The organism is Microvirga mediterraneensis, from assembly GCF_013520865.1.
Lineage (GTDB): Bacteria > Pseudomonadota > Alphaproteobacteria > Rhizobiales > Beijerinckiaceae > Microvirga > Microvirga mediterraneensis.
The window spans coordinates 2,988,224-3,010,923 of sequence record NZ_JACDXJ010000001.1 but is presented as its reverse complement, the minus strand read 5'-3'; the positions used below and the strand labels follow the sequence as shown (position 1 = coordinate 3,010,923).

General features: G+C 63.4%; 23 protein-coding genes and 1 tRNA gene. All 24 read right to left on the bottom strand.

Annotated features, from left to right (window positions below; all coding sequences use genetic code 11):
* Window positions 1–321: 321 nt before the first annotated feature.
* Window positions 322–660 (bottom strand): DUF1467 family protein, encoded by a 339-nt coding sequence (locus tag H0S73_RS14255; RefSeq protein ID WP_181052774.1) that lies wholly within the window; start codon window positions 658–660, stop codon window positions 322–324.
* A 7-nt stretch (window positions 661–667) separates the two neighbouring features.
* Window positions 668–1,072 carry a methylmalonyl-CoA epimerase gene (gene mce / locus H0S73_RS14250; RefSeq protein ID WP_181052773.1) on the bottom strand — a complete coding sequence of 135 codons (405 nt, stop codon included), beginning with the start codon at window positions 1,070–1,072 and terminating at the stop codon, window positions 668–670.
* A 23-nt stretch (window positions 1,073–1,095) separates the two neighbouring features.
* Entirely contained in the window at window positions 1,096–2,769 is a 1,674-nt protein-coding gene (locus H0S73_RS14245) for a ribonuclease J (RefSeq protein WP_181052772.1), read from the bottom strand.
* Between the two features lie 5 nt (window positions 2,770–2,774).
* Entirely contained in the window at window positions 2,775–3,599 is an 825-nt protein-coding gene (locus tag H0S73_RS14240; RefSeq protein ID WP_343058373.1) for a biotin--[acetyl-CoA-carboxylase] ligase, read from the bottom strand.
* 2 nt (window positions 3,600–3,601) lie between these two features.
* On the bottom strand, window positions 3,602–5,044 hold the full coding sequence (gene nuoN / locus H0S73_RS14235; protein WP_181052771.1) for an NADH-quinone oxidoreductase subunit NuoN: 1,443 nt from the start codon (window positions 5,042–5,044) through the stop codon (window positions 3,602–3,604).
* 7 nt (window positions 5,045–5,051) lie between these two features.
* The gene (locus H0S73_RS14230; protein ID WP_181052770.1) at window positions 5,052–6,563 is read right to left on the bottom strand and encodes an NADH-quinone oxidoreductase subunit M; all 1,512 of its coding nucleotides are present in this window, start codon (window positions 6,561–6,563) and stop codon (window positions 5,052–5,054) included.
* The gene (gene nuoL, locus H0S73_RS14225; protein WP_181052769.1) at window positions 6,563–8,614 is read right to left on the bottom strand and encodes an NADH-quinone oxidoreductase subunit L; all 2,052 of its coding nucleotides are present in this window, start codon (window positions 8,612–8,614) and stop codon (window positions 6,563–6,565) included. The genes H0S73_RS14230 and nuoL overlap by 1 nt, the downstream gene beginning before the upstream one ends.
* A gap of 29 nt (window positions 8,615–8,643) precedes the next feature.
* Window positions 8,644–8,952, bottom strand: a complete 309-nt coding sequence (gene nuoK / locus H0S73_RS14220; RefSeq protein ID WP_181052768.1) for an NADH-quinone oxidoreductase subunit NuoK — start codon at window positions 8,950–8,952, stop codon at window positions 8,644–8,646.
* Window positions 8,953–8,963: 11 nt separating this feature from the next.
* Complete coding sequence (locus H0S73_RS14215; RefSeq protein ID WP_009491125.1) at window positions 8,964–9,578, bottom strand: NADH-quinone oxidoreductase subunit J; 615 nt, start codon at window positions 9,576–9,578, stop codon at window positions 8,964–8,966.
* A gap of 226 nt (window positions 9,579–9,804) precedes the next feature.
* A complete protein-coding gene (gene nuoI, locus H0S73_RS14210) occupies window positions 9,805–10,293 on the bottom strand; it encodes an NADH-quinone oxidoreductase subunit NuoI (RefSeq protein WP_009491124.1) in 489 nt (162 codons plus the stop codon).
* A gap of 12 nt (window positions 10,294–10,305) precedes the next feature.
* Window positions 10,306–11,331: an NADH-quinone oxidoreductase subunit NuoH gene (gene nuoH, locus H0S73_RS14205; protein WP_009491123.1), complete on the bottom strand. Its 1,026-nt coding sequence runs from the start codon at window positions 11,329–11,331 to the stop codon at window positions 10,306–10,308.
* A 12-nt stretch (window positions 11,332–11,343) separates the two neighbouring features.
* Complete coding sequence (gene nuoG / locus H0S73_RS14200) at window positions 11,344–13,422, bottom strand: NADH-quinone oxidoreductase subunit NuoG (protein WP_181052767.1); 2,079 nt, start codon at window positions 13,420–13,422, stop codon at window positions 11,344–11,346.
* Window positions 13,423–13,430: 8 nt separating this feature from the next.
* Window positions 13,431–14,732, bottom strand: a complete 1,302-nt coding sequence (gene nuoF / locus H0S73_RS14195; protein ID WP_009491121.1) for an NADH-quinone oxidoreductase subunit NuoF — start codon at window positions 14,730–14,732, stop codon at window positions 13,431–13,433.
* 14 nt (window positions 14,733–14,746) lie between these two features.
* Window positions 14,747–15,802: an NADH-quinone oxidoreductase subunit NuoE gene (gene nuoE / locus H0S73_RS14190; protein ID WP_181052766.1), complete on the bottom strand. Its 1,056-nt coding sequence runs from the start codon at window positions 15,800–15,802 to the stop codon at window positions 14,747–14,749.
* 115 nt (window positions 15,803–15,917) lie between these two features.
* Window positions 15,918–17,108, bottom strand: a complete 1,191-nt coding sequence (locus tag H0S73_RS14185; RefSeq protein WP_181052765.1) for an NADH-quinone oxidoreductase subunit D — start codon at window positions 17,106–17,108, stop codon at window positions 15,918–15,920.
* Window positions 17,109–17,126: 18 nt separating this feature from the next.
* The gene (locus H0S73_RS14180) at window positions 17,127–17,729 is read right to left on the bottom strand and encodes an NADH-quinone oxidoreductase subunit C (RefSeq protein ID WP_181052764.1); all 603 of its coding nucleotides are present in this window, start codon (window positions 17,727–17,729) and stop codon (window positions 17,127–17,129) included.
* Between the two features lie 14 nt (window positions 17,730–17,743).
* Complete coding sequence (locus H0S73_RS14175; protein WP_181052763.1) at window positions 17,744–18,328, bottom strand: NuoB/complex I 20 kDa subunit family protein; 585 nt, start codon at window positions 18,326–18,328, stop codon at window positions 17,744–17,746.
* Window positions 18,319–18,684, bottom strand: a complete 366-nt coding sequence (locus tag H0S73_RS14170; protein ID WP_036351452.1) for an NADH-quinone oxidoreductase subunit A — start codon at window positions 18,682–18,684, stop codon at window positions 18,319–18,321. The genes H0S73_RS14175 and H0S73_RS14170 overlap by 10 nt, the downstream gene beginning before the upstream one ends.
* 174 nt (window positions 18,685–18,858) lie before the next feature.
* Window positions 18,859–19,287 carry a low affinity iron permease family protein gene (locus H0S73_RS14165; RefSeq protein ID WP_181054344.1) on the bottom strand — a complete coding sequence of 143 codons (429 nt, stop codon included), beginning with the start codon at window positions 19,285–19,287 and terminating at the stop codon, window positions 18,859–18,861.
* Between the two features lie 185 nt (window positions 19,288–19,472).
* A tRNA-Asp gene (locus H0S73_RS14160) sits at window positions 19,473–19,549 on the bottom strand.
* Between the two features lie 122 nt (window positions 19,550–19,671).
* The gene (locus H0S73_RS14155; RefSeq protein WP_246388901.1) at window positions 19,672–20,190 is read right to left on the bottom strand and encodes a MerR family transcriptional regulator; all 519 of its coding nucleotides are present in this window, start codon (window positions 20,188–20,190) and stop codon (window positions 19,672–19,674) included.
* Window positions 20,191–20,197: 7 nt separating this feature from the next.
* A complete protein-coding gene (locus H0S73_RS14150; protein ID WP_181052762.1) occupies window positions 20,198–20,509 on the bottom strand; it encodes an integration host factor subunit alpha in 312 nt (103 codons plus the stop codon).
* A gap of 130 nt (window positions 20,510–20,639) precedes the next feature.
* Entirely contained in the window at window positions 20,640–21,617 is a 978-nt protein-coding gene (locus H0S73_RS14145; RefSeq protein WP_181052761.1) for a beta-ketoacyl-ACP synthase III, read from the bottom strand.
* 12 nt (window positions 21,618–21,629) lie between these two features.
* A complete protein-coding gene (plsX, locus tag H0S73_RS14140; protein ID WP_181052760.1) occupies window positions 21,630–22,664 on the bottom strand; it encodes a phosphate acyltransferase PlsX in 1,035 nt (344 codons plus the stop codon).
* Window positions 22,665–22,700: the final 36 nt, after the last annotated feature.

The window sequence follows — 22,700 nt, the reverse complement described above, 5'->3', positions numbered from 1 at the left end:
GGCCAAAAGACAAGCTGTCATCGCCTGAACGGGCCTGCGGCGAGATGGATTAGACCAAAGATCAATACAAGAAATGCCGAAAAATGCATCAGGGCCTGCCTACAAAAGGTGACACCGCTGAACAAGGTGACTATAAACAAAACCCTAACGTCTTAGACCTTCAAAGGTCAGAGGCTACGGCCCGAGTTTCGGGAGGAACAAGATCCCCAAGCGCCCAGAGGCGCTGGCCTGAGAAAGCCAGGGATCAAAAATTGCCAAAAGGCAGTTTAGGCAAGGCGAAAGCCTTGCTTTTCTTTTTTGGCCTCCCCGCTCCTGCCCCCGTCAGAGACCTGCCAGGGGAAAGACAGCCGCAGCGATCACCAGGACGACCGATGCGACGAGTGTCGTCCAGATCGCCTTTTCCCTCAGTTCGGGCAGCACCGGGGCTCCAGGTTCGCTTCCCTGGACGACTTCGCCGGTTTCGGCCTGGCTGCGGATGCCGAAGGGCAGAACGGCGAAGAGCAGGATCCACCAGATCACGAAATAGAGCGCCAAGCCTCCGCTCACCCGAAGGCCGAATGCACTGACGCTGATGGCAACCGCGATGGTCGATATGATCACCACGACGGCGATGGTGGACCAGAGCGATCCCGCCAAGTTTTTTACAACGCTTATCAACACCTTGTCCTCAGGCCTGCTCAAGCTCGATCAATGTGCCGTTGAAATCCTTGGGATGCAGGAAAAGCACAGGCTTTCCATGGGCCCCGATCCGTGGCTCGCCCGAGCCGAGCACCCTTGCCCCGGAATTCACAAGCCGATCCTTCGCCGCCAGGATATCGTCCACCTCATAGCAGATATGGTGCATGCCACCGTCCGGGTTCCTCTCCAGGAACCGGGCGATGGGCGATTCACCCCCCAATGGTTCGAGCAACTCGATCTTCGTGTTGGGCAAGGTGATGAATACGACCGTGACGCCATGCTCCTCCAGCGCCTCCGGGGCCGAGACCTCGGCCCCGAGGGTCTTACGGTACATCTCGGCCGCGGCCGAGATGTCCGGCACGGCAATGGCGACATGGTTGAGACGTCCGATCATCGGATCTTTCCCTTTTCAGGCCCTCAGGCCTCGATGACGAGTACGTGGCACGCGGGCTTCTTGCCCCATTCCTGATTCACGGCTGCGCGGACAGCCCGGTGGACGGCGTTCTCGACCGCTTCCGGATCCCGCCGCTTGGCTTTCGAGAGGCCATCGAGCAGATCGCCCACCGTGTCGGCGATAATGTCCGTCAGGTCCCGCCCCTGCCGGTTCTTGTCCGGCAGGCCCATGGCGTCGATGACGGGGTCTCCGACGAGTTCGCCACGATCGTCGATGGCGATGGCCACGGTGACGATTCCGGCGAATGCAAGCTTACGGCGCTCCGGCAGCGCCCGCTCGCCCGCGCCGATGACGATATTGCCGTCGCGGTAGAGACGGCCCGCCGGAACATTGTCGACGATCTCGGCCGGGCCCGGAGCGAGGCGCACGAGGGTGCCGTTCTTCGCGCGAACCACCTCCGGCACGCCTTGGGCCCGGGCGAACTTTGCGTGCTCGCTCAGGTGCAACGGCTCGCCATGGGCGGGAATGGCGATGCGCGGCCGTGTCCACCGGTACATCTGCTCCAGCTCGCCCCGGCGGGGATGGCCGGAAACGTGCACAAGCTCCGTGCGATCGGTGATGACCTCGATACCCTGCTCGATCAGACTGTTGATGATCGATCCGACAGCCTTCTCGTTGCCGGGAATGGCCCGGGAGGAGAAGATCACCCGGTCCCCCGACGAGAGCGCGATATCCGGATGCTCGTCCTGAGCAATCCGGGCAAGGGCTGCGCGGGGTTCGCCTTGGGAGCCTGTCAGAATCGCGACGATCTTGTCGCGAGGAATGTAGCCGAAGTTATCTGCGGAGCGGAACTCGGGCAGGCCCTCCAGGTAACCGCATTCCTTGGCCACATCGACAACCCTGTCCATGGCGCGGCCGACCACCACCACCTCGCGGCCGCACTCACGGGCCGCCTCCGCTATCGAGCGGATACGGGCAACGTTGGACGCGAAGGTGGTGACCGCGACCCGGTGGGGCGAATCCTTGATCAGCTGAGCCAAATTTTTCGCGACATCGGATTCGCTGGGGCTCGTGCCCTCGCGGACCACATTGGTGGAGTCGCAGACGAGTGCCAGCACTCCTTCGTCGCCCAGGGCGCGGAAGGCTTCTTCCGATGTGAGGCTGCCGAGATAGGGAGTATTGTCGAGCTTCCAGTCGCCCGTATGCACCACGAGGCCCTGGGGAGTCCGGATTGCGAGAGCGTTCGACTCCGGAATCGAGTGGGCGACCGGCACGTACTCGATATCGAACGGGCCAAGCTTCAAGCGCTGGCCCGGCACGATCTCGTTGAGATCGACCTTCGGTGCGTCGGCCTCCGAAAGTCGACGTGTCTCCAGAAGCCCGATAGCGAACTTAGTTGCATAGACCGGGGCTCGGAGGCGTGGCCACATCTCGACGAGCGCGCCGATATGGTCCTCATGGGCATGGGTAATGAAGATGCCAAGCAGGTTGTGGCGCTCTTCCTCGATGAAGCGCAGGTCGGGATAAACGAGATCGATGCCAGGCAGGTTCTCCTCGCCACCGAAGCCCATGCCGCAATCGACCAGAATCCACTGCCGTTCCGCCTCCGGCCCGAAGCCATAAAGCGCAGCGTTCATACCGATTTCGCCGAGCCCCCCAAGGGGGAGAAAGACCAATTCATCCTGGTTGGAAGCCATTAAATTCAAAACCTTTTCGAGCCAGCCTCATGCTTGGCTATATCGTGCAGCAAATTAGGGAAATAAAGATCGCCTGCATCGATGAGCTCCAAGCCGTCGAGGCTCTTCAACTGCAAGCGTCCGAACCTGTCGAGCCCCTCGAATGTTCCCTTCTTCTCGCCCGAGGGCAACCGGAGCGTCACTTCTCGGCCGACGCCGGCGGCTCGCTCCAGCCAGAGGCGCCGTATGGCACCGAAGGGATCCGACGCATTCATCCTCGATGACGTACGCCATGCCGAGAACGTCCGTGCGAAGGCAGAGGACAGGGCGCGAAGAACCTCCCCCCTGTCGAGCTCCGGACGAAGCGTTTGCAAGGTCGTAGCTGGGTAGGGCGTCCCGGTGGGCGCGAAGGCGACGTTCACCCCGAACCCGATGACGATGGCAAGAGGCCCGTTCGGCTGAAGGCGATGCCCCTCGAGCAGGAGGCCGGAGACCTTGGCACCGTCGAGCAGCAGGTCGTTGGGCCACTTCAGCGAGAGACGCGGCGTGCCGATTCCGGTCACGGCCTCGACGGCCTCATGCAACGCGAGCCCGGCGACGAAGCCGAGCTGCGGGGCCGACGGCATCTCGCAGGGATCGATCAGGAGCAGACTGGCATAGAGGTTGCCCGGAGGCGACGACCATTGCCGGCCATGCCGCCCCCTACCCGCGAGCTGCTCCGCCGCAGTGATCCAGAGCTGTCCCGGATCACCAGCGCGTGCGGCCTGCAGAGCATCGTCATTCGTCGAGCCTGTCGCCTCAAGCGAGAGCAGCCGATAGCCGGCAGCCTCAGTCTCAGGCGACAGATGCACGATCAGAGGAACAAGGAGCGCGCGGCGGCGCCCGCTGCGTTGACGATGGGAGCCGGCACCAGCCAGAACAGCAGCACGACGGCACTCGACACGGCGAGAACGAAGCTCACGCCGGGAGACATGGGCTCAAACCGCTCGACCGGCGCATCGAAGTACATGACCTTCACGATGCGCAGGTAGTAATAGGCGCCGATCACGCTCGTCACGACGCCGATCACGGCAAGCGTCACCAGGTTGGCCTGGATCGCGGCGGCAAAGACGTAGAACTTGGCGAAGAAGCCTGCCAGGGGCGGAATGCCGGCCAGGGAGAACATCATCATCGCCAGGCAGAACGCCAGCGCCGGGTGAGTGCGGGCGAGGCCCGAGAGGTCGTCGATCGACTCGAACATCACGTTGCCCCGGCGCATGCCGAGAATGACCGCGAAGGTGCCGAGCGTCATGGCAAGGTAGATCGCCATGTAGATCACCACACCCTGGATGCCCTCGGGCGTACCGGCCGCGAGGCCGATCAGCGCGTAGCCCACGTTGCCGATGGAGGAGTAGGCCATCAGGCGCTTGAGGTTGCGCTGGCCGATGGCCGCGAAGGATCCGAGTGCCATCGAGGCGATCGAGATGAACACGATGATCTGCTGCCACTGGACCAGAATGCCCGGGAAGCAATCGATGAAGACGCGGGTGGCCATGGCCATGCCGGCCATCTTGGGAGCGGCGGCGAAGAAGGCCGTCACAGGCGTCGGCGAGCCTTCATAGACGTCCGGCGTCCACATGTGGAACGGCACGGCGGAGATCTTGAAGGCGATGCCGGCGGCCACGAACACGAGGCCCACGATGGCCCCGATGCCAACATTGCCCTGCAGCACCGTTGCGATGACCGGGAAGGACACGCTGCCGGCAAAGCCGTAGACCAGCGAAGCACCGTAGAGCAGCATGCCCGACGAGAGTGCGCCGAGCACGAAGTATTTCAGGCCAGCCTCGGTCGAGCGTGCGTTGTCACGGTCGAAGGCCGCGATCACATAGGACGAGAGGCTGAGCAGCTCGAGGCCGAGATAGAGAGCGATCAGATCGTTCGCCGAAATGACCATCATCATGCCGATAGTCGATAGGATGATCAGAATCGGGTACTCGAAGCGGTAGATCCCCTCGCGGCGCATATAGTCCAGGGAGAGAATGATGCCCCCGGCCGAGGCCAGGAGCGTCAGAGCCTTCATGAACTTGGCAAAGCCGTCGACCACGAAGGAGCCGGCCATGGTCTCGACCCGTTCGCCCGGCAGCATCAGCACCGCCACGAAGGTGACAGCGAGAAGCGCCAGCGCGATGATGCTCATGCCGTAGCCGGGACGCTCGCCGCGGAACGCGCCGAACAGGACCAGGACGAGGACGCCGACTGCCATGAGGATCTCTGGCAGCATCGGACCGAAAGCTGGGATGGTGAGGGCGGGATTCATCGGAACCTCAGTGTGCGGCGACAGCGGCCGTTTTCACGGTGGCGAGCGCGGCCTGGACGCTGTTCATGAGCGCATCCGTCGGAGCCGCGAAGGCATCGAGGATCGGGCCGGGCTGCACGCCGTAATAGATGATGAGCAGGATGAGCGGCGCGAAGGTGATGATCTCGCGACGGTTCAGGTCCGTGATGCCCTGGAGAGCCGGCTTGTCGAGGGGTCCATAGACCACACGCCGGTACAGCCAGAGCGCATAGGCGGCCGACAGGATCACGCCGCTGGCAGCGAAGAATGCGACCCAGGTGTTGGACCGGAAGGCTCCCATGAGAGTCAGGAACTCGCCGATGAATCCCGAGGTGCCGGGCAGAGCCACGTTGGCCATGGTCAGGATGAGGAATACCACGGCGTAGAGCGGCATCCGGTTCACCAGTCCACCATAGGCCTTGATCTCGCGGGTGTGCATCCGGTCGTAGATCACGCCGACGCAGAGGAACAGCGCGCCCGACACGAGACCGTGGGAGATCATGGTGAACATGGCGCCCTGGATGCCCTGCTCATTCATGCTGAACAGGCCCATGGTCACGAAGCCCATATGCGCCACCGAGGAATAGGCGATGAGCTTCTTGATGTCCTCCTGCATCAGGGCGACCAGCGAGGTATAGACGATCGCGATGACCGAGAGAGCGAAGACCAACGGGGCGAAATAGAGCGACGCGTCCGGGAACATGGGCAGCGACACTCGGATGAATCCGTAGCCGCCCATCTTCAGGAGAACGCCCGCCAGGATCACCGAGCCGGCTGTAGGCGCTTCCACGTGAGCGTCCGGCAGCCAGGTATGGACCGGCCACATGGGCATTTTTACCGCGAACGAGGCGAAGAAGGCCAGCCAGAGCCAGATCTGCAGGTTCGGCGCGAACTTGTAGGCCAGCAGGGTCGGGATGTCGGTCGTGCCGGCAGTCCAATACATGGCCATGATGGCCAGAAGCATCAGGACGGAGCCGAGCAGCGTGTAGAGGAAGAACTTGAAGCTCGCATAGATGCGCCGCTTGCCGCCCCAGATGCCGATGATGAGAAACATCGGAATGAGGCCCGCCTCAAAGAACAGGTAGAACAGCACGAGGTCGAGCGCGCAGAACACGCCGATCATCGTGGTTTCGAGCACCAGGAAGGCGACGAAGTACTCCTTCACCCGGGTGCCGATCGACTCCCACGACGCCAGGATGCAGAACGGCATCAGGAACGTGGTGAGCAGGACGAGCGGCATGGAGAAACCGTCGACGCCTAGCTTGAAGCGGATCGTGTCGGTCAGCCAAACATGGCTTTCCACCAGCTGGAACGACGCCGAGGTGATGTCGAAACGCGCCCAGGCTACGAGCGACAGGAGGAAGGTCGCAATCGTCGTGGCGAGAGCGGCCCAGCGGGCGTTCGAGCGAGCAGACTCGCTGTCGCCGCGCAGGGTCAGGATGAAGGCCGCTCCGACGAGAGGAAGGATGAGAAGGCCGGAGAGGATGCCGAAGCCGAGCATTAGTGGGCTCCCCTGAAGAGATAGAAGGTCACGAGAGCGGCAACGCCGATCAGCATGGCAAAGGCGTAGTGGTAGACGTAGCCCGTCTGAACCCGCACCACGCCGCGCGTCACGTCGAGGACGCGAGCCGAGATGCCGTCAGGGCCGAGCCCGTCGATGATGCGCTGGTCGCCCGTGCGCCAGAAGAAGCGCCCGATGGCCATGGCGGGCCGCACGAAGATCGCGTCGTACAGCTCGTCAAAGTACCACTTGTTCAGGAGGAAGCGGTACAGGATCGGGTGATCGGCCGCGAGCTTCGCCGGCTGCTTGTTGTCGATGATGTACATGTACACGGCGACCAGGAAGCCGAGGATCATCATGATCGTGGGCAGCAGCGGCACCCATCCCGGGAGGTGGTGCATGGTTTCCAGGATTTTGTTCTCGGGACGGGTGAAGAGGGCACCCTTCCAGAACTCCTGGTAACCCTCGCCGATGAAGGCGCCGTGGAACATGAAGCCGGCGACGACGGCCCCGATGGCGAGCACGAGGAGCGGCAGCAGCATCACGAGCGGGCTTTCGAGAGGCATGTGCGAGCCATGATGTCCGTGGGCATGGTCGTCATGCCCATGCTCGTGCTGAGCGTGAGAGGCAGGCTCGACGTCGTGGCCGGACTCGTCGTGCTCGACACCCTCATGGGCGCTCGGCGAATGGTGTCCATGCCCCCAGCGGGCGCTGCCCTCGAAGGTGAGGAAGAACAGGCGCCACGAGTAGAAGGAGGTCATGAAGGCCGCGACGACCGTCGCCAGGAAGGCGAAGGATCCGGCCGACGAATGGGCCGCATAGGCCGCCTCGATGATGGCATCCTTGGAATAATAGCCTGCCGTGAACGGGAAGCCGGTGAGCGCGAGCGTACCGATGGCCATCATCGCCGTGGTGAACGGGATGTAGCGGCGGAGCGCTCCCATGTGGCGGATGTCCTGCTCATGGTGCATGGCATGGATGACCGAGCCGGCGCCGAGGAACAGCAGCGCCTTGAAGAAGGCGTGCGTGAACAGGTGGAACACGCCTGCCCCGTAGGCTCCGACGCCGAGGGCGACGAACATGTAGCCGAGCTGCGAACAGGTCGAGTATGCGATGACGCGCTTGATGTCGTTCTGCACCAGACCGACGGTCGCGGCGAAGAAGGCCGTGATGCCGCCGATCACGGTGACGACCGTGAGAGCCGCCGGAGCGTACTCGAAGACCGGCGACAGACGAGCGACCATGAACACGCCGGCGGTCACCATGGTGGCGGCATGGATGAGTGCGGAGACCGGGGTCGGACCTTCCATCGCGTCGGGCAGCCAGGTGTGCAGCAGGAACTGCGCCGACTTGCCCATAGCGCCCATGAAGAGCAGCAGGCAGGCGATCGTCAGGGCATGCCACTCGATGCCGAGGAAGTGGAACTTCGCCTCGGCGAACTCGGCCACGCGCGGGAAGATCTGATCGAAGGTGACGCCGTTGAACAGAACGAAGATCGTGAAGATGCCGAGCAGGAAGCCGAAATCGCCGACGCGGTTGACGATGAAGGCCTTCATGGCCGCCGCGTTCGCCGAGTCCTTCTGGTACCAGAAACCGATCAGCAGGTAGCTGGCGAGGCCCACGCCTTCCCAGCCGAAGAACATCTGGACGAGGTTGTCGGCCGTCACCAGCATGAGCATGGCGAACGTGAAGAGCGACAGATAGGCGAAGAAGCGCGGGCGATGCGGGTCTTCGTGCATGTAGCCGATGGAATAGAGGTGCACGAGCGCCGAGACGGTATTGACCACCACCAGCATCATGGCGGTCAGCGTGTCGATGCGGAACGCCCAATCGACCTGGAGGTCACCCACGGACATCCACTGAGCCACCTGCACGCGGACCATCGGCTCATCGCCGAAGCCCACATGGATGAAGGACACCCAGGAGAGAACCGCCGCCACGAACAGCAGGGCCGTGGTGATGAGCTCGCTCGGCCGGGCGCCGAGAACGCGCCCGAAGATGCCTGCGATGAGGAAGCCGACGAGCGGCAGGAAGACGATTGCGTGATACATGTTCGTTTACTTCGCCAGTCCGTTCGGGCTTAGCCCCTCAACCTGTTGACATCCTCGACCGCGATGGTGCCGCGGTTGCGGAAAAAGACCACCAGAATGGCAAGGCCGATGGCCGCCTCTGCCGCCGCGACCGTGAGGATCAGCATGGCGAAGATCTGGCCAACGATGTCGTTCAGGTGGGTCGAGAAGGCGACCATGTTGATGTTCACGGCGAGCAGGATCAGCTCGATGGACATCAGGATGACGATTACGTTTTTCCGGTTGATGAAGATGCCGAAGACCCCGAGCGTGAAGAGCACGGCGGCGACGGTGAGATAATGGCCCAGTCCGATAACCATTGCGTGCCTCCTTAGATGCCCTGGCGGAAGGGAACCTTCCGCACCTCGACGGCGGTTTCCTGCGTCCGGGCGTTCTGCTTGGAAATATCCTGGCGCCGGACGCCGACACGCTCGCGCAGGGTCAGAACGATGGCGCCGATCATCGCGACCAGCAGGATCAGGCCGGCAGCCTGGAAGAAATAGAAGTACCGGGTGTAGAGCACCTGGCCGAGGGCCTCGGTGTTGGTCATGACCTCGGGCGACGGGATCGGAACGGCCGGCGAGCGGACGAGGCCCGGATCGATCGAATAGGCGCCGACGACCAGGATCAGCTCGAGCAGGAAGATCACACCGATCACCCCGCCGATGGGCAGGTACTGCAGGAAACCCTGGCGGAGCGCCGCGAAGTCTACGTCGAGCATCATCACGACGAAGAGGAACAGCACCGCGACCGCGCCCACGTACACGATGACCAGGATCATCGCCAGGAACTCGGCTCCCATCATCAGGAACAGGCCCGCAGCATTGACGAAGGCCAGAATGAGAAACAGCACCGACTGAACGGGATTGCGGGAGGCAATCACCATGAAGCCGGAGGCGATCGTGATCGTCGCGAACAGATAGAAGAAGGCGGCGGTAACCGTCATGCTCAGCTTAAGCCGCCCAAGGCGGCCCCTTCCGACGTGGCCCCGGAGAATCCGGCGGCCTGTCTATAAAATCCGAATCCGACGGGCACAACCCGCCGGACCTGCTTGCCCCCTACCCTTGTCGGGTAGAAAGCCCGGAGCTGCCCTGCTTCGCAGGATCAGCTCCTATTCCTTAGCCGCATTTTCCGAGGTGAACCGGGGTCCACTTAACCGGAAAATGCTTCGCCTACCGATACGGCGCGGTCTTCGCGATGTTGCGCGCGATCTCCCGCTCCCAGCGCTCCCCGTTCTCAAGAAGCTTGGCCTTGTCGTAGTAGAGCTCCTCGCGGGTCTCCACGGAGAACTCGAAGTTCGGGCCCTCCACGATGGCGTCCACCGGGCAGGCCTCCTGGCACATACCGCAATAGATGCACTTCACCATGTCGATGTCGTAGCGCGTCGTGCGGCGGGTGCCGTCGTTGCGTCGCGGACCGGCTTCGATCGTGATGGCCTGGGCCGGGCAGATGGCCTCGCAGAGCTTGCAGGCAATGCAGCGCTCTTCCCCGTTGGGGTAGCGGCGCAGGGCGTGCTCGCCGCGGAACCGAGGTCCCCGATGGCCCATTTCGAACGGGTAGTTGAGGGTCGCCTTCGGCTTAAAGAAGTACTTCACCGTCAGGACGAAGCCTGAGATGAACTCCTTCAGCAGGAGGGATTGGGCAATGCGGTCGAGCTGCATGGCCGATCTCCTTTAGCGGACGCCCGGCGCATTGCCGGTCGCCATCAGGACAGCTGCCACGATCACGACCATCGCCAGGGAGAGAGGAAGGAAGACCTTCCAGCCGAGGCGCATGAGCTGATCGTAGCGGTAGCGTGGCACCAGGGCTTTCACCATGGCTATGAGGATGAACAGGAAGCTGGCCTTGAGCACGAACCAGATCACGCCGGGCACCCAGGTGAAGGGCGCGAACGGGATCGGCGACAGCCAGCCGCCGAGGAACAGGATCGTGCCGAGGGCGCACATGGTCATGATGGCCACGTACTCGCCGAGCATGAAGAGCAGGTACGGCGTGGAGGAATATTCCACCATATAGCCGGCCACGAGCTCGGATTCGGCTTCCGGAAGGTCGAAGGGCGGACGGTTCGTCTCGGCCATGGCCGAGATGAAGAACACCACGAACATCGGGAAGAGCGGCAGCCAGTACCATCCCAATATCCCCAGGCGGGTATTCTGCGATTCCACGATGGCCGACAAGTTCAGCGTTCCCGCGCACATCAGCACGGTCACGATGACGAAGCCGATGGAGACCTCGTAGGACACCATCTGGGCCGCCGAGCGAAGCGCTCCGAGGAACGGGTACTTCGAGTTCGACGCCCAGCCGCCCATGATGACGCCGTAAACGCCGAGCGACGAGATCGCGAAGATGTAGAGAATGCCCACGTTGATGTCGGCGATCGCCCAGCCCGCGTTGAGCGGAATGACCGCCCAGGCGGCGAGCGACAGGGTGCACATCACCAGCGGAGCCAGCAGGAACATGCCTTTGTTCGCCGGCGCCGGGATGACCGGCTCCTTCAGGACGAACTTCAGCAGATCGGCGAAGGACTGAAGCAAGCCCCAGGGGCCGACCACGTTCGGACCGCGACGAAGCTGCACCGCCGCCCAGACCTTGCGGTCGGCGTAGAGCGCGTAGGCGATGAAGATGAGAAGCGCCACCAGCATGAGCAGGCTCTTGCCCAGCATGATCGCGACTGCGAGGAGGATGTCTCCAAATTCCATGATCCGTTCCTCTTACTCAGCCGCCTCGAGCTTCAGCTCACGGGCGAGCGCGGAGCACTCGGCCATGACGCCGGAGGCGCGGGCAATCGGGTTCGTCAGATAGAAGTCCTTCACCGGGCTCATGAAAACCTCGCGCCCCGGCGTGCCGCCGATCCCGGCGAGCGCCTGAACGGCCGCGAACCCGTCGGCCGGCTGGACCGTGTCGATGGCGGCAAAATGCGGGTAATGCACATAGAGCTTCGCCCGCAGCGCGTTGAGCGAGTCGAAGGGCAGCCGGTGACCCAGCACGTCCGAGAGGGCGCGCAGGATGGCCCAGTCCTCGCGAGCCTCGCCCGGTGCGAAGGCGGCCCGGTTGGCGAGCTGCACCCGGCCTTCCGTGTTCACGTAAGTGCCGGATTTCTCCGTGTAGGTCGCCCCCGGCAGGATCACGTCGGCGCGGTGAGCGCCGCGATCGCCGTGGGTCCCCTGGTAGATCACGAAGGCGCCGGGCGCGATGTCGATCTCGTCCGCGCCGAGGTTGAACAGCACGTCCACCTCGCCTTGCGCCATGGTCCGGGCATCGAGGCCCCACTCGCCCGGGACGAGGCCGAGATCGAGGGCGCCGACGCGAGACGCGGCGGTGTGGAGGACCGAGAAGCCGTTCCAGCCGTCCTTCACGGCGCCCACGTCGCGGGCGAGTTGCGCCACGGCCGAGAGAACGGCCAATCCGTCGGGACGCGAGAGAGCGCCCTGCCCCACAATGATCAGGGGACGCTCGGCGCCACGCAGCTTCTCGATGAAGCTGTGACGGCCGCCGGTCAGTTCGGCCAGCGTCTCGGGGCCGGCGCCGAGGTAGTCGTAGGGATAGGTCAGGTCGGCATGCTCGCCGATCAGGGCGATCGGCGGCGGAGCCATGCGCCAGCGCTTGCGGATGCGCACGTTGACGAGCGAAGCCTCGATGCGCGGGTTGGCCCCGACGATCAGGATCGCGTCCGCATCCTCGATGCCCTGGATGGTGGTGTTGAAGAGATAGGAGCCGCGCCCGTAGACCGGCGTCAGCACCGTGCCGTCCTGGCGTGCATCGATGTTGGTGACGCCCAGGCTCTCCATGAGGAGCTTCAGAGCATACATCTCCTCGACGGCGGCGAGATCGCCCACGATGGCGCCGATCCGCTTCGGGTCCGCACCCTTCACACGACCGGCGATGGTCGCGAAGGCCTCCTGCCAGGTGGCGGGGCGAAGACGGCCGTTCTCGCGCACGAAGGGACGGTCGAGACGCTGGAGGCGCAGGCCGTCCACGATCTGGCGGGTCTTGTCGGTGATCCACTCCTCGTTCACCGCCTCGTTCACGCGCGGCAGGATGCGCATGACCTCTCGGCCGCGGGAATCGACGCGGATCGAGGAGCCGACCGCATCCATCACGTCGACGGAATCGGTCTTGGTGAGCTCCCAGGGACGGTAGTGGAAGGCTTCCGGCTTATGGGTGAGCGCGCCGACCGGGCAGAGATCCGCCACGTTGGCCTGCAGCTCAGAGCCGAGAGCCCGCTCGAGGTAGCTCGTGATCTCCATGTCCTCGCCGCGCCAGATGGCGCCGAGATCCGGCACGCCAGCCACTTCGGCGGAGAAGCGCACGCAACGGGTGCAGTGGATGCACCGGTTCATGGAGGTGCGCACCAACGGGCCTAGATACTTGTCGGTGACCGCGCGCTTGTTCTCGTGGTAGCGGCTGGTGTCGACGCCGTAGGCCATGGCCTGGTCCTGCAGGTCGCACTGGCCGCCCTGGTCGCAGATCGGGCAGTCGAGCGGGTGGTTGATGAGGAGGAACTCCATCACCCCTTCCCGCGCCTTCTTCACCGTCGGCGACTTGGTCGAGATTTCCGGCGGCTCACCGTTCGGGCCCGGACGGCAGTCGCGCACGCCCCAGGCGCAAGACGCCACCGGCTTTGGCGCGCCCTTCACCTCGACGAGGCACATTCGGCAATTGCCGGCGATCGAAAGCCGCTCGTGGTAGCAGAAGCGCGGAATTTCCGCCCCGGCCGCTTCGGCGGCCTGGAGCAGGGTGTATTCCGCGGGGACGTCGACCTCGACGCCATCAACGATGATTTTCGCCATCTTCAATCTCACTCCGCCGCGATCAGGACGGATTCGGAATGCGGGTTTGCCGCGTAATCGTCGATCCGCTTCTCAATCTCATGACGGAAGTGGCGGATCAGACCCTGGACCGGCCAAGCCGCCGCGTCGCCGAGCGCGCAGATGGTGTGGCCTTCGATCTGGGTCGAGACTTCGAGGAGCATGTCGATCTCGCGCTTCTGGGCACGACCTTCGGCCATGCGGGTGAGCACGCGCCACATCCAGCCTGTCCCCTCGCGGCACGGCGTGCACTGGCCGCAGCTCTCGTGCTTGTAGAAGTACGAGATGCGGGCGATGGCCCGGACGATGTCGGTCGACTTGTCCATGACGATCACGGCGGCGGTGCCGAGACCCGATTTCAGGTTCCGCAGCGTGTCGAAATCCATGTAGGCGTCGGCGATCTCGTGAGCCGGAACGATCGGCACCGACGAGCCGCCGGGGATCACCCCGAGCAGGTTGTCCCAGCCGCCCCGGATGCCGCCGCAATGGCGGTCGATCAACTCGCGGAAGGTGAGGCCCATCGCCTCTTCCACGTTGCAGGGCTTGTTGACGTGGCCCGACACGCAGAAGAGCTTCGTGCCCACGTTGTTCGGGCGACCGATACCGGAGAACCAAGCAGCCCCGCGGCGCAGGATCGTGCCGGCGACCGCGATCGACTCGACGTTGTTGACCGTCGTCGGGCAGCCGTAGAGGCCCATATTGGCCGGGAAAGGCGGCTTCAGGCGCGGCATGCCCTTCTTGCCTTCCATGCTCTCAATGAGAGCCGTCTCCTCGCCGCAGATATAAGCGCCTGCGCCGTGGTGGACGTAGAGGTCGAAGGGATAGCCGTGGATGTTGTCCTTGCCGATGAGTTTGGCCTCGTAGGCCTCATCCACCGCCCGCTGGAGCGCGTGACGCTCAGCCACATACTCGCCGCGGATATAGATGTAGGCCGCATGGGCTCCCATGGCGAAGGACGCGATGAGGCAGCCCTCGACGAGGAGATGCGGATCGTTCCGCATGATCTCCCGGTCCTTACAGGTGCCCGGCTCCGACTCGTCCGCGTTCACGACCAGATAGTGCGGACGGCCGTCCGACTGCTTCGGCATGAAGGACCATTTCAGGCCCGTGGGGAAGCCGGCGCCGCCGCGACCGCGCAGGCCCGACGCCTTCATCTCGTTGACGATCCAGTCACGGCCCTGCTCGAGCAGGAACTTCGTCCCGTCCCAGGCGCCGCGCATCTTCGCGGCTTTGAGGTCCGGCGAATGGAAGCCGTAGAGATTGGTGAAGATACGATCTTTGTCCTGAAGCATTCCCGATCACTCCATCAGGACGACTTGTTGTCTTTGTCGACGACCACGCCCGGCTTGCTCTCGCTGCCGTCGCGACGGGTCTCCGCCTGTGCCGGCGGCGTCCCTGCGGAAGGCGTCGTGGGGCTCGCAGGCACCGCTTGCCCCTCCTTCTTCGGCGAGGCCACATAGGACTTGCCGCTCTGGGGGGGCGGCTGAGCGCCCGCCTCCTTGGGCTCGACCTTGGTGGCCTTGGAGGAATCCGCCGCTTCCTTCTGGTCCGCCGTGCTGACCGGCTTCTCGCCCTCTTTGGCGCGCTTGGCCGGAGTATCGGCGACGTCGCTCTCGATGGGGCGTCCGGCCGTCGGCTTCGCGGCCTTGGCTTCCTGGGGCACGCTCGCCATCGCGGCGGCAGTCTCGCCGGTTTCCGCGGCCTTCGCCTGCTCCTCGAAGCGCTTGCGCCAGGCGCCTACGACGGAGCCGTCGTAGAGAGCCGGGTCCTGAAGGGTGTTCACGGCCTCGAAGGGCTCCGAGCGGTTACGTCCGATCTGGGATCCGACCTTCACGGGACGGCCGGCTGCGAGATCGTCGAGCAGCTTCTCGAAGTTCTCGGTGGTGAGGTCCTCGTAATAGTCGTCGTTGATCTGCACCATGGGGGCATTCGAGCAGGCGCCCAGGCACTCGACCTCAAGCCACGAGAAAGTCCCGTCCGCCGTCACGTGGTTCTGGTCGCCGACGCGGCGCTCCAGCACCTTCTTGATGTCGCCCGCACCGCGCAGCACGCAGGGCGTGGTGCCGCAGAACTGGATGAAGTACTTCCCGACCGGCTCGAGGTTGAACATCGTGTAGAAGGTCGCCACCTCCATCACGCGGATCACCGGCATGTCGAGCCGGGCGGCGACGGCCTCGATGGCCTTGCGGGGCAGCCAGCCGCCGGCCTGCTCCTGAGCCTTGGTCAGGAGGGCGATCACGGCCGAAGCCTGCCGGCCCGGCGGATACTTGGCGATTTCCTTTTCCGCGAAAGCCTCGGTCTCGGCGGAGAGAACGAAACTCTCGGGCTGCATGTTTTCAGGCGCGAGCTTACGAACGGCCATACACTCTTCTCCTCATCGCCATGGCCGGGCATCAGCCCGGCCAATCGCGACTTGAAATTGTCCAGCACGCCTTGAAAGAGCGTGGATACCCGCCCCGGAACCGGGGCGGTCTTTGTTAGCGGTCGACTTCGCCGAACACGATGTCGATGGAGCCCAGGATGCCCGCGACGTCGGCCAGCATGTGGCCGCGGCACATGAAATCCATGCCCTGAAGGTGAGCGAAGCCCGGAGCGCGGATCTTGCAACGGTAAGGCTTATTGGTGCCGTCCGAGACGAGATACACACCGAACTCACCCTTCGGAGCTTCAACGGCGGCATAGACCTCGCCCGCCGGGACGTGGAAGCCTTCCGTGTAGAGCTTGAAGTGGTGGATCAGCGCTTCCATCGAGCGCTTCATGTCCTTGCGCGACGGCGGAGCAACCTTGCCATCAAGGGTCGCGACCGGCCCCTGCCCGTCCGGCGCTCGCAGCTTGGTGAGGCACTGGCGCATGATCCTGACGGACTGGCGCATCTCCTCCATGCGGATGACCTGACGATCGTAGTTGTCGCCGTTCTTGCCCACGGGGATGTCGAATTCCATCTCCTCGTAGCACTCGTAAGGCTGCGACTTACGCAGGTCCCAGGCGACGCCGCAGCTGCGGACGATCGGGCCGGAGAAGCCCCAGCGGAAGCAATCGTCCAGCGTGAGAATGCCGATATCGACATTACGCTGCTTGAAGATCCGATTGCCGATGACGAGCGTGTCGAGGTCTTCGAGCACCTGCAGGAACGGATCGCAGAAGGCCTCGATGTCGTCGATCAGCTCCGGCTGGATGTCCATGCTCACGCCGCCGGGACGGAAGTAGTTGGCATGCATCCGGGAGCCGGAGATCCTCTCGTAGAAGATCATCAGCTTCTCTCGCTCCTCGAAGCCCCAGAGAGGCGGCGTGAGCGCGCCGACGTCCATGGCCTGCGTGGTCACGTTCAGGAGGTGGGAGAGGAGACGGCCGATTTCCGAGAACAGAACGCGGATCAGCTGAGCGCGCCGGGGCACCTCGATGCCCAGCAGCTTCTCCACGCCCAAGCAGAAGGCATGTTCCTGGTTCATCGGCGCGACATAGTCGAGCCGATCGAAATAGGGATTCGCCTGAACGTAGGTTTTGTACTCGATCAGCTTCTCCGTGCCGCGATGCAGCAGGCCGATATGCGGATCGACGCGTTCGACGACCTCGCCGTCCAGTTCCAGCACGAGGCGCAGCACGCCGTGCGCCGCAGGATGCTGCGGGCCGAAGTTGATGGTGAAGTTGCGGATATTATGCTCGCCCATGGGTCGCCTCTCCGCTCCTTATGCCTTGGCCTTCTCGTCGCCGGGCAGCACGTAGTCCGTGCCTTCCCAGGGCGAGAGGAAATCGAAGTTGCGGAATTCCTGGTTGAGCTTCACCGGCTCGTAGACCACGCGGCCCTGGCCATCGTCGTAACGGACCTCGACATAGCCGGTGAGCGGGAAGTCCTTACGGAGCGGATGCCCCTCGAACCCGTAATCGGTCAGAATCCGGCGTAGATCCGGATGGCCGGAGAACAGGATGCCGTAGAGGTCATAGGCCTCGCGCTCGAACCAGTTCGCGGCGGGCCAAAGGCCCACGAGCGAGGGAACCGGCGTCACCTCGTCCGTCTCGACCTTCAGGCGGATGCGCCGGTTATGGTGCGGCGCGAGGAAGTGGTAGACCACGTCGAAGCGCTTGTCGCGAGCCGGATAATCGGCGCCGCAGATATCGATGAAGCAGACGAACCGGCACTGCGGGTCGTCCCGCAGGAAAGTCGCGACGCGGACGACGTCCTCGCGGCGGGCGACGATCGTCAGCTCGTCGAAGGCGATAGCCCGATTCTCGATCGCCTCGCCGAGGGACGAGGCGATGTGATCGCTCAGGGCTTGGAGATCAGCACTCATGCAACGACCTTTGCTCAGCGCTCGATGGTGCCGGTGCGGCGGATCTTCTTCTGCAGAAGCAGCACCCCATACAGGAGCGCCTCAGCCGTCGGCGGGCAGCCCGGCACGTAGATGTCGACCGGAACGATCCGGTCGCAGCCACGGACCACGGAATAGGAATAGTGGTAATAGCCGCCGCCATTGGCGCAGGAGCCCATGGAGATGACGTAGCGCGGCTCCGGCATCTGGTCATAGACCTTGCGGAGGGCGGGAGCCATCTTGTTGGTCAGCGTACCGGCCACGATCATCACGTCGGACTGGCGCGGCGAGGCGCGCGGCGCGAAGCCGAACCGCTCGACGTCGTAGCGCGGCATGGACATCTGCATCATCTCGACGGCGCAGCACGCCAGGCCGAAGGTCATCCACATGAGCGAGCCCGTGCGCGCCCAGGTGATCAGATCCTCGGTCGAGGTCACGAGGAAGCCCTTGTCGGACAACTCCTCGTTGATGGAGACGAAATAAGGGTCCGTCGATCCGGCCGGCTTGCCGGTATTGGGGTCGATGATGCCCCTTGGCGCGGGAGCGACCAAGGTCGACTGGGTATCGGAGATCAATCCCATTCCAGGGCCCCCTTCTTCCACTCGTAAATGAATCCGACCGTCAGGACACCGAGGAAGATCATCATGGAGATGAAACCGAACCAGCCCAGGTTCCCGAACGTGATGGCCCAGGGAAACAGGAATGCCACTTCGAGGTCGAAGATGATGAAAAGGATGGCGACGAGGTAGAACCGCACGTCGAACTTCATGCGGGCATCGTCGAAGGCATTGAAACCGCACTCGTAGGCGGACAGCTTCTCGGTATCGGGACGGCTGTAGGCAACGATGAACGGAGCCACGAGCAGCGCCACCCCGATCAGGAGCGATACGCCGATGAAGATTACGAGAGGCAGGTAGTCGGCGAGGAGATTCGTCATACGACACCTAGAAGGTACGGAGCGCGGCCTAGGACCGGCAACCTGAAACGCATTTAAGCCACAGATGAGCCCTGCAAAAGCCCCCTGCGGCAACACGTTGATTGCGCGGGAGGCTTAACCGAGTTCCCCTTCCGTGACAAGTGTTTGCACTGCCGCAAAAAGAACCATTCCAAATTAGGAAGTGGCCTCTTCCGCCGCTTTCGCCGCTTTTCGGTTGGCGGCGGCCTCAGCCTGCCCTGCGGCGGCCTCAGCCTTGGCCTTGGCCTCGCATTTTGCCCGAATCTCATCGAGCTCTTCCTGGGTCAGGTGTTCGATACCGATGAACACATTCTGGGCGGCGCTTGCCCGGATCAACTCGTCAAGCTTGGCCTGAATGGCGGCGCCGTCGCGATTCTGGGTATTCTGGATCAGGAACACCATCAGGAACGTAACAATCGTCGTTCCGGTGTTCACGACGAGCTGCCAGGTATCGGAGAACCCAAACAAGGGACCACTGAGAGCCCAGACAAGGATGATAAGGAGACTGACCCCGAAGGTGATGGGCCGGCCTGCGACCTGAGCGACCCAATTGGAGAAACTCGTAAACAATCTAGACATCAACATAGGCAGCGGCCTCACACTTACCGTCGATAACGCCCAGCTACGCCAAACGCTCCGAAACCGGAGGGAGAACGCGCATTCCTGCCGGAAAGGTCGCTTCAGAGGAAAAGCCCGGCCGCTGCAACGGGCCATCGGCTCCGGGAGACTTCGTCCGGAGCCCTATCGAACCTGATTTTCGGGAGGGAAAGTGGCGCGGGCGACGGGGCTCGAACCCGCGACCTCCGGCGTGACAGGCCGGCACTCTAACCGACTGAGCTACGCCCGCGCATTTGACCGCCGAAGCGGTGTGAGGGCGGTTTAAGGGCGGCCCTGCCCTCTGTCAAGCGCTGAATGCAATCGTTCCAGAAAGCCGCACCAGACGGGATTTCTCCGGCTCCAGGCGGTCTCTTACTCGACCGCCGGGACCTCGCCCGTGCCCTTCAAGGAGGACAGCACTCGGTCGCACTCGTAGAGTTCCTCAAGGGCAGCCTGGAGCCCACGGAGAGTTTCCGGAGACAGGCCCTGCCGAAGAGGCATGGGGTCCGTATCATCTTCTTCGTAAAGGTGGGTTCCGTGGGAGGGCGCCACGTCCTCGGCGGCGGCCTGACCGGCCCCGGCAGGAAGCGAGGAGACGCTCTGCTCGCCGCGCCCGATCGCCTGGACGAAGCGGACCCCCTCCTCTTTCAGGATCCGCTGCACGCCCTTGATCGTATAACCTTCGCCGTAGAGGAAGTGGCGGATCCCCTTGAGCAGGTCAATGTCGTCAGGGCGGTAGTAGCGCCGTCCCCCGCCGCGCTTCAGCGGCTTGATATGGCTGAAACGCGTCTCCCAGAAGCGCAGCACATGCTGAGGAACATCGAGGTCCTCGGCGACCTCGCTGATCGTGCGGAATGCGTCGGGGCTCTTGTCCATGACGCCGCTCGCCATCGCCGGATCAATCCTCGCCTTCGAAGGTCTCGCCGTTGATGTGCGCCTTCAAGACGTTGGAAGGCTTGAAAACCATGACGCGGCGGGGATCGATCGGAACCTCGACGCCGGTCTTGGGATTGCGGCCGACGCGCTCGCCCTTGCTGCGCACGATAAAGGACCCGAAGGACGACAGCTTGACGGTCTCACCGGAGGCAAGGCTGTCGCAGATTTCGGCCAAGACCCGCTCCACCAATTCAGCCGATTCGGTCCGCGAGAGCCCCACCTTCTGGTAGACGGCCTCGCTCAGATCCGCTCTCGTTATCGTCTTGCCAGCCATTGAGCTCCCCAGCGCGAATGAGTTCGTTGGTCTTGTCGTCCAGGACGACGCTATGCAGATGGCTCCCTATGGTCAACCGCCAAGGTCGGTAGACCGGATACCACCAGAGTCGATTCCTTCTGCCGGTGGACTACCAGCGGATCAGCGCACTGCCCCAGGTGAAGCCGCCGCCGATCGCCTCGATCATGACGAGATCTCCGTCCTTGATCCGCCCGTCCTTTCGAGCGGTATCGAGCGCGAGAGGGATCGATGCCGCCGACGTGTTGCCGTGCTTGTTGACCGTAATGACGACCTTTTCCGGTGCGATGCCGAGCTTGTCGGCGCTCGCCGTGATGATGCGCTTATTGGCCTGGTGCGGTACGAACCACTTCAGATCCTCGGCACTCGTGCCGGTCGCCTTGAAGGCATCCTGTACGACATCGGCCACCATGCCAACGGCGAACTTGAAGACCTCGCGCCCCTCCATCTTCAGAACGCCCGTCGTCTTGGTCGAACCCGGACCGCCATCGACGTAGAGCTTGTCCCGGTAGCGGCCGTCGGACCGGAGGTGGGAGGTCAGGACGCCGCGGTCGCAGGACGTGCCCTCTCCCTCCTGGGCCTCCAGCACGATGGCCCCCGCTCCGTCGCCGAACAGAACGCAGGTGGTCCGGTCGTTCCAGTCGAGAATGCGGGAGAATGTCTCGGCGCCGACAACGAGGGCTCGCTTGTGCGAACCGGACTGCAGGAACTTGTCCGCCGTCGCCACCGCATAGACGAACCCTGTGCAGACGGCCTGGAGATCGAAGGCTGCCCCATGCGTCATGCCGATGCCGGTCTGGATCATCGTGGCGGTCGACGGGAAGGTGTAATCCGGCGTCGAGGTGGCGCAGATGACCAGATCGATATCGTCGGCGCGAAGCCCCGCATCGGCCAAGGCCGCCTCCGCCGCCTTGATCCCCAGGACGGATGTGGTCTCGTCTTCCTCGGCGATATGGCGTTCCTCGATGCCGGTCCGCTGCACGATCCAGTCGTGCGAGGTTTCCACCAGCTTCTCGAGGTCCTGGTTTGTCAGCTTGCGCCTAGGCAGATACGAGCCGACGCCGCGTACAACGGAACGAATGCGTTTCAAGATGCGCCTTCCTCAGGCCGATTGGCCCACCGGGTCATGGTCGAGCATGCTCCGGATTGTGTTCATCAATTCAAAATGCGCCATGTCGTAGGCGACATCGATGGCACTGGCGAAGCCGAGATCGTCCGTGCCGCCATGGCTTTTGACGACGACACCTTCGAGGCCCAGGAAGACGCCGCCATTCACCTTGCGGGGGTCCATCTTGTCACGCAGAGCGTTAAAGGCCTGTTTCGCGAACAAATAGCCGATTTTCGCCATCAGGGTTCGACTCATGGCCGAGCGCAGGTATTGAGCGATCTGCTTGGCCGTTCCCTCGGCGGTCTTCAGAGCGATGTTGCCCGTGAATCCTTCGGTCACGACCACATCGACCGTGCCTTTCCCGAGATCGTCCCCCTCGACGAAGCCGCGATAATCCAGGTGCGGGAGGTTCGCTTCCTTCAGGATCCGGCTTGCTTCCTTGACCGCCTCGATTCCCTTGATCTCTTCCGTGCCGACATTGAGGAGCCCGACCGTCGGGCGGTCCAGGTCGAACACGATGCGCGCCATGGCGGCGCCCATGATCGCCATATCGACCAGATGTCCCGCATCCGCCCCGATGGTCGCGCCGACATCAAGCACGATGCTCTCGCCCCGCATGGTCGGCCACATGCAGGCGATGGCCGGGCGTTCGATATGGGCCATGGTCTTGAGGCAGACCTTGGCTGTCGCCATCAGGGCCCCGGTATTGCCCGCCGAGACGGACGCATCCGCTTCCCCATCCCGAACGGCCTGGACGGCGCGCCACATGGACGATTTCCCCCGTCCCATCCGGATGGCCTGGCTGGGCTTCTCGTCCATCGCGATGGCGATATCGGTATGGCGTAGCTCAGTGGCTTCCTTCAGCTTGGGATGAGCGTTCAGGAGGGGCGCAACAATCGCTTCATTGCCGAACATCAGAAAACGGAGATCCGGGTGGCGCTCCAAGGCCAAGGCTGCGCCCGGGACCACGATGGAAGGACCGTGATCGCCCCCCATCGCATCAAGCGATATACGCACCGGCTTCGGCATAAAGGATTGTTCTTTCTTTTAAGTCATTCAACAGAG

Coding starts and splice junctions, on each gene's coding strand:
- mce (WP_181052773.1), bottom strand. CDS start 1,072: ATGATCGGACGTCTCAACCATGTCGCCATTGCCGTGCCGGACATCTCG.
- H0S73_RS14245 (WP_181052772.1), bottom strand. CDS start 2,769: ATGGCTTCCAACCAGGATGAATTGGTCTTTCTCCCCCTTGGGGGGCTC.
- nuoN (WP_181052771.1), bottom strand. CDS start 5,044: ATGAATCCCGCCCTCACCATCCCAGCTTTCGGTCCGATGCTGCCAGAG.
- H0S73_RS14230 (WP_181052770.1), bottom strand. CDS start 6,563: ATGCTCGGCTTCGGCATCCTCTCCGGCCTTCTCATCCTTCCTCTCGTC.
- nuoL (WP_181052769.1), bottom strand. CDS start 8,614: ATGTATCACGCAATCGTCTTCCTGCCGCTCGTCGGCTTCCTCATCGCA.
- nuoK (WP_181052768.1), bottom strand. CDS start 8,952: ATGGTTATCGGACTGGGCCATTATCTCACCGTCGCCGCCGTGCTCTTC.
- H0S73_RS14215 (WP_009491125.1), bottom strand. CDS start 9,578: ATGACGGTTACCGCCGCCTTCTTCTATCTGTTCGCGACGATCACGATC.
- nuoI (WP_009491124.1), bottom strand. CDS start 10,293: ATGCAGCTCGACCGCATTGCCCAATCCCTCCTGCTGAAGGAGTTCATC.
- nuoH (WP_009491123.1), bottom strand. CDS start 11,331: ATGGAATTTGGAGACATCCTCCTCGCAGTCGCGATCATGCTGGGCAAG.
- nuoG (WP_181052767.1), bottom strand. CDS start 13,422: ATGGCGAAAATCATCGTTGATGGCGTCGAGGTCGACGTCCCCGCGGAA.
- nuoF (WP_009491121.1), bottom strand. CDS start 14,732: ATGCTTCAGGACAAAGATCGTATCTTCACCAATCTCTACGGCTTCCAT.
- nuoE (WP_181052766.1), bottom strand. CDS start 15,802: ATGGCCGTTCGTAAGCTCGCGCCTGAAAACATGCAGCCCGAGAGTTTC.
- H0S73_RS14185 (WP_181052765.1), bottom strand. CDS start 17,108: ATGGGCGAGCATAATATCCGCAACTTCACCATCAACTTCGGCCCGCAG.
- H0S73_RS14180 (WP_181052764.1), bottom strand. CDS start 17,729: ATGAGTGCTGATCTCCAAGCCCTGAGCGATCACATCGCCTCGTCCCTC.
- H0S73_RS14175 (WP_181052763.1), bottom strand. CDS start 18,328: ATGGGATTGATCTCCGATACCCAGTCGACCTTGGTCGCTCCCGCGCCA.
- H0S73_RS14170 (WP_036351452.1), bottom strand. CDS start 18,684: ATGACGAATCTCCTCGCCGACTACCTGCCTCTCGTAATCTTCATCGGC.
- H0S73_RS14165 (WP_181054344.1), bottom strand. CDS start 19,287: ATGTTGATGTCTAGATTGTTTACGAGTTTCTCCAATTGGGTCGCTCAG.
- H0S73_RS14155 (WP_246388901.1), bottom strand. CDS start 20,190: ATGGCGAGCGGCGTCATGGACAAGAGCCCCGACGCATTCCGCACGATC.
- H0S73_RS14150 (WP_181052762.1), bottom strand. CDS start 20,509: ATGGCTGGCAAGACGATAACGAGAGCGGATCTGAGCGAGGCCGTCTAC.
- plsX (WP_181052760.1), bottom strand. CDS start 22,664: ATGCCGAAGCCGGTGCGTATATCGCTTGATGCGATGGGGGGCGATCAC.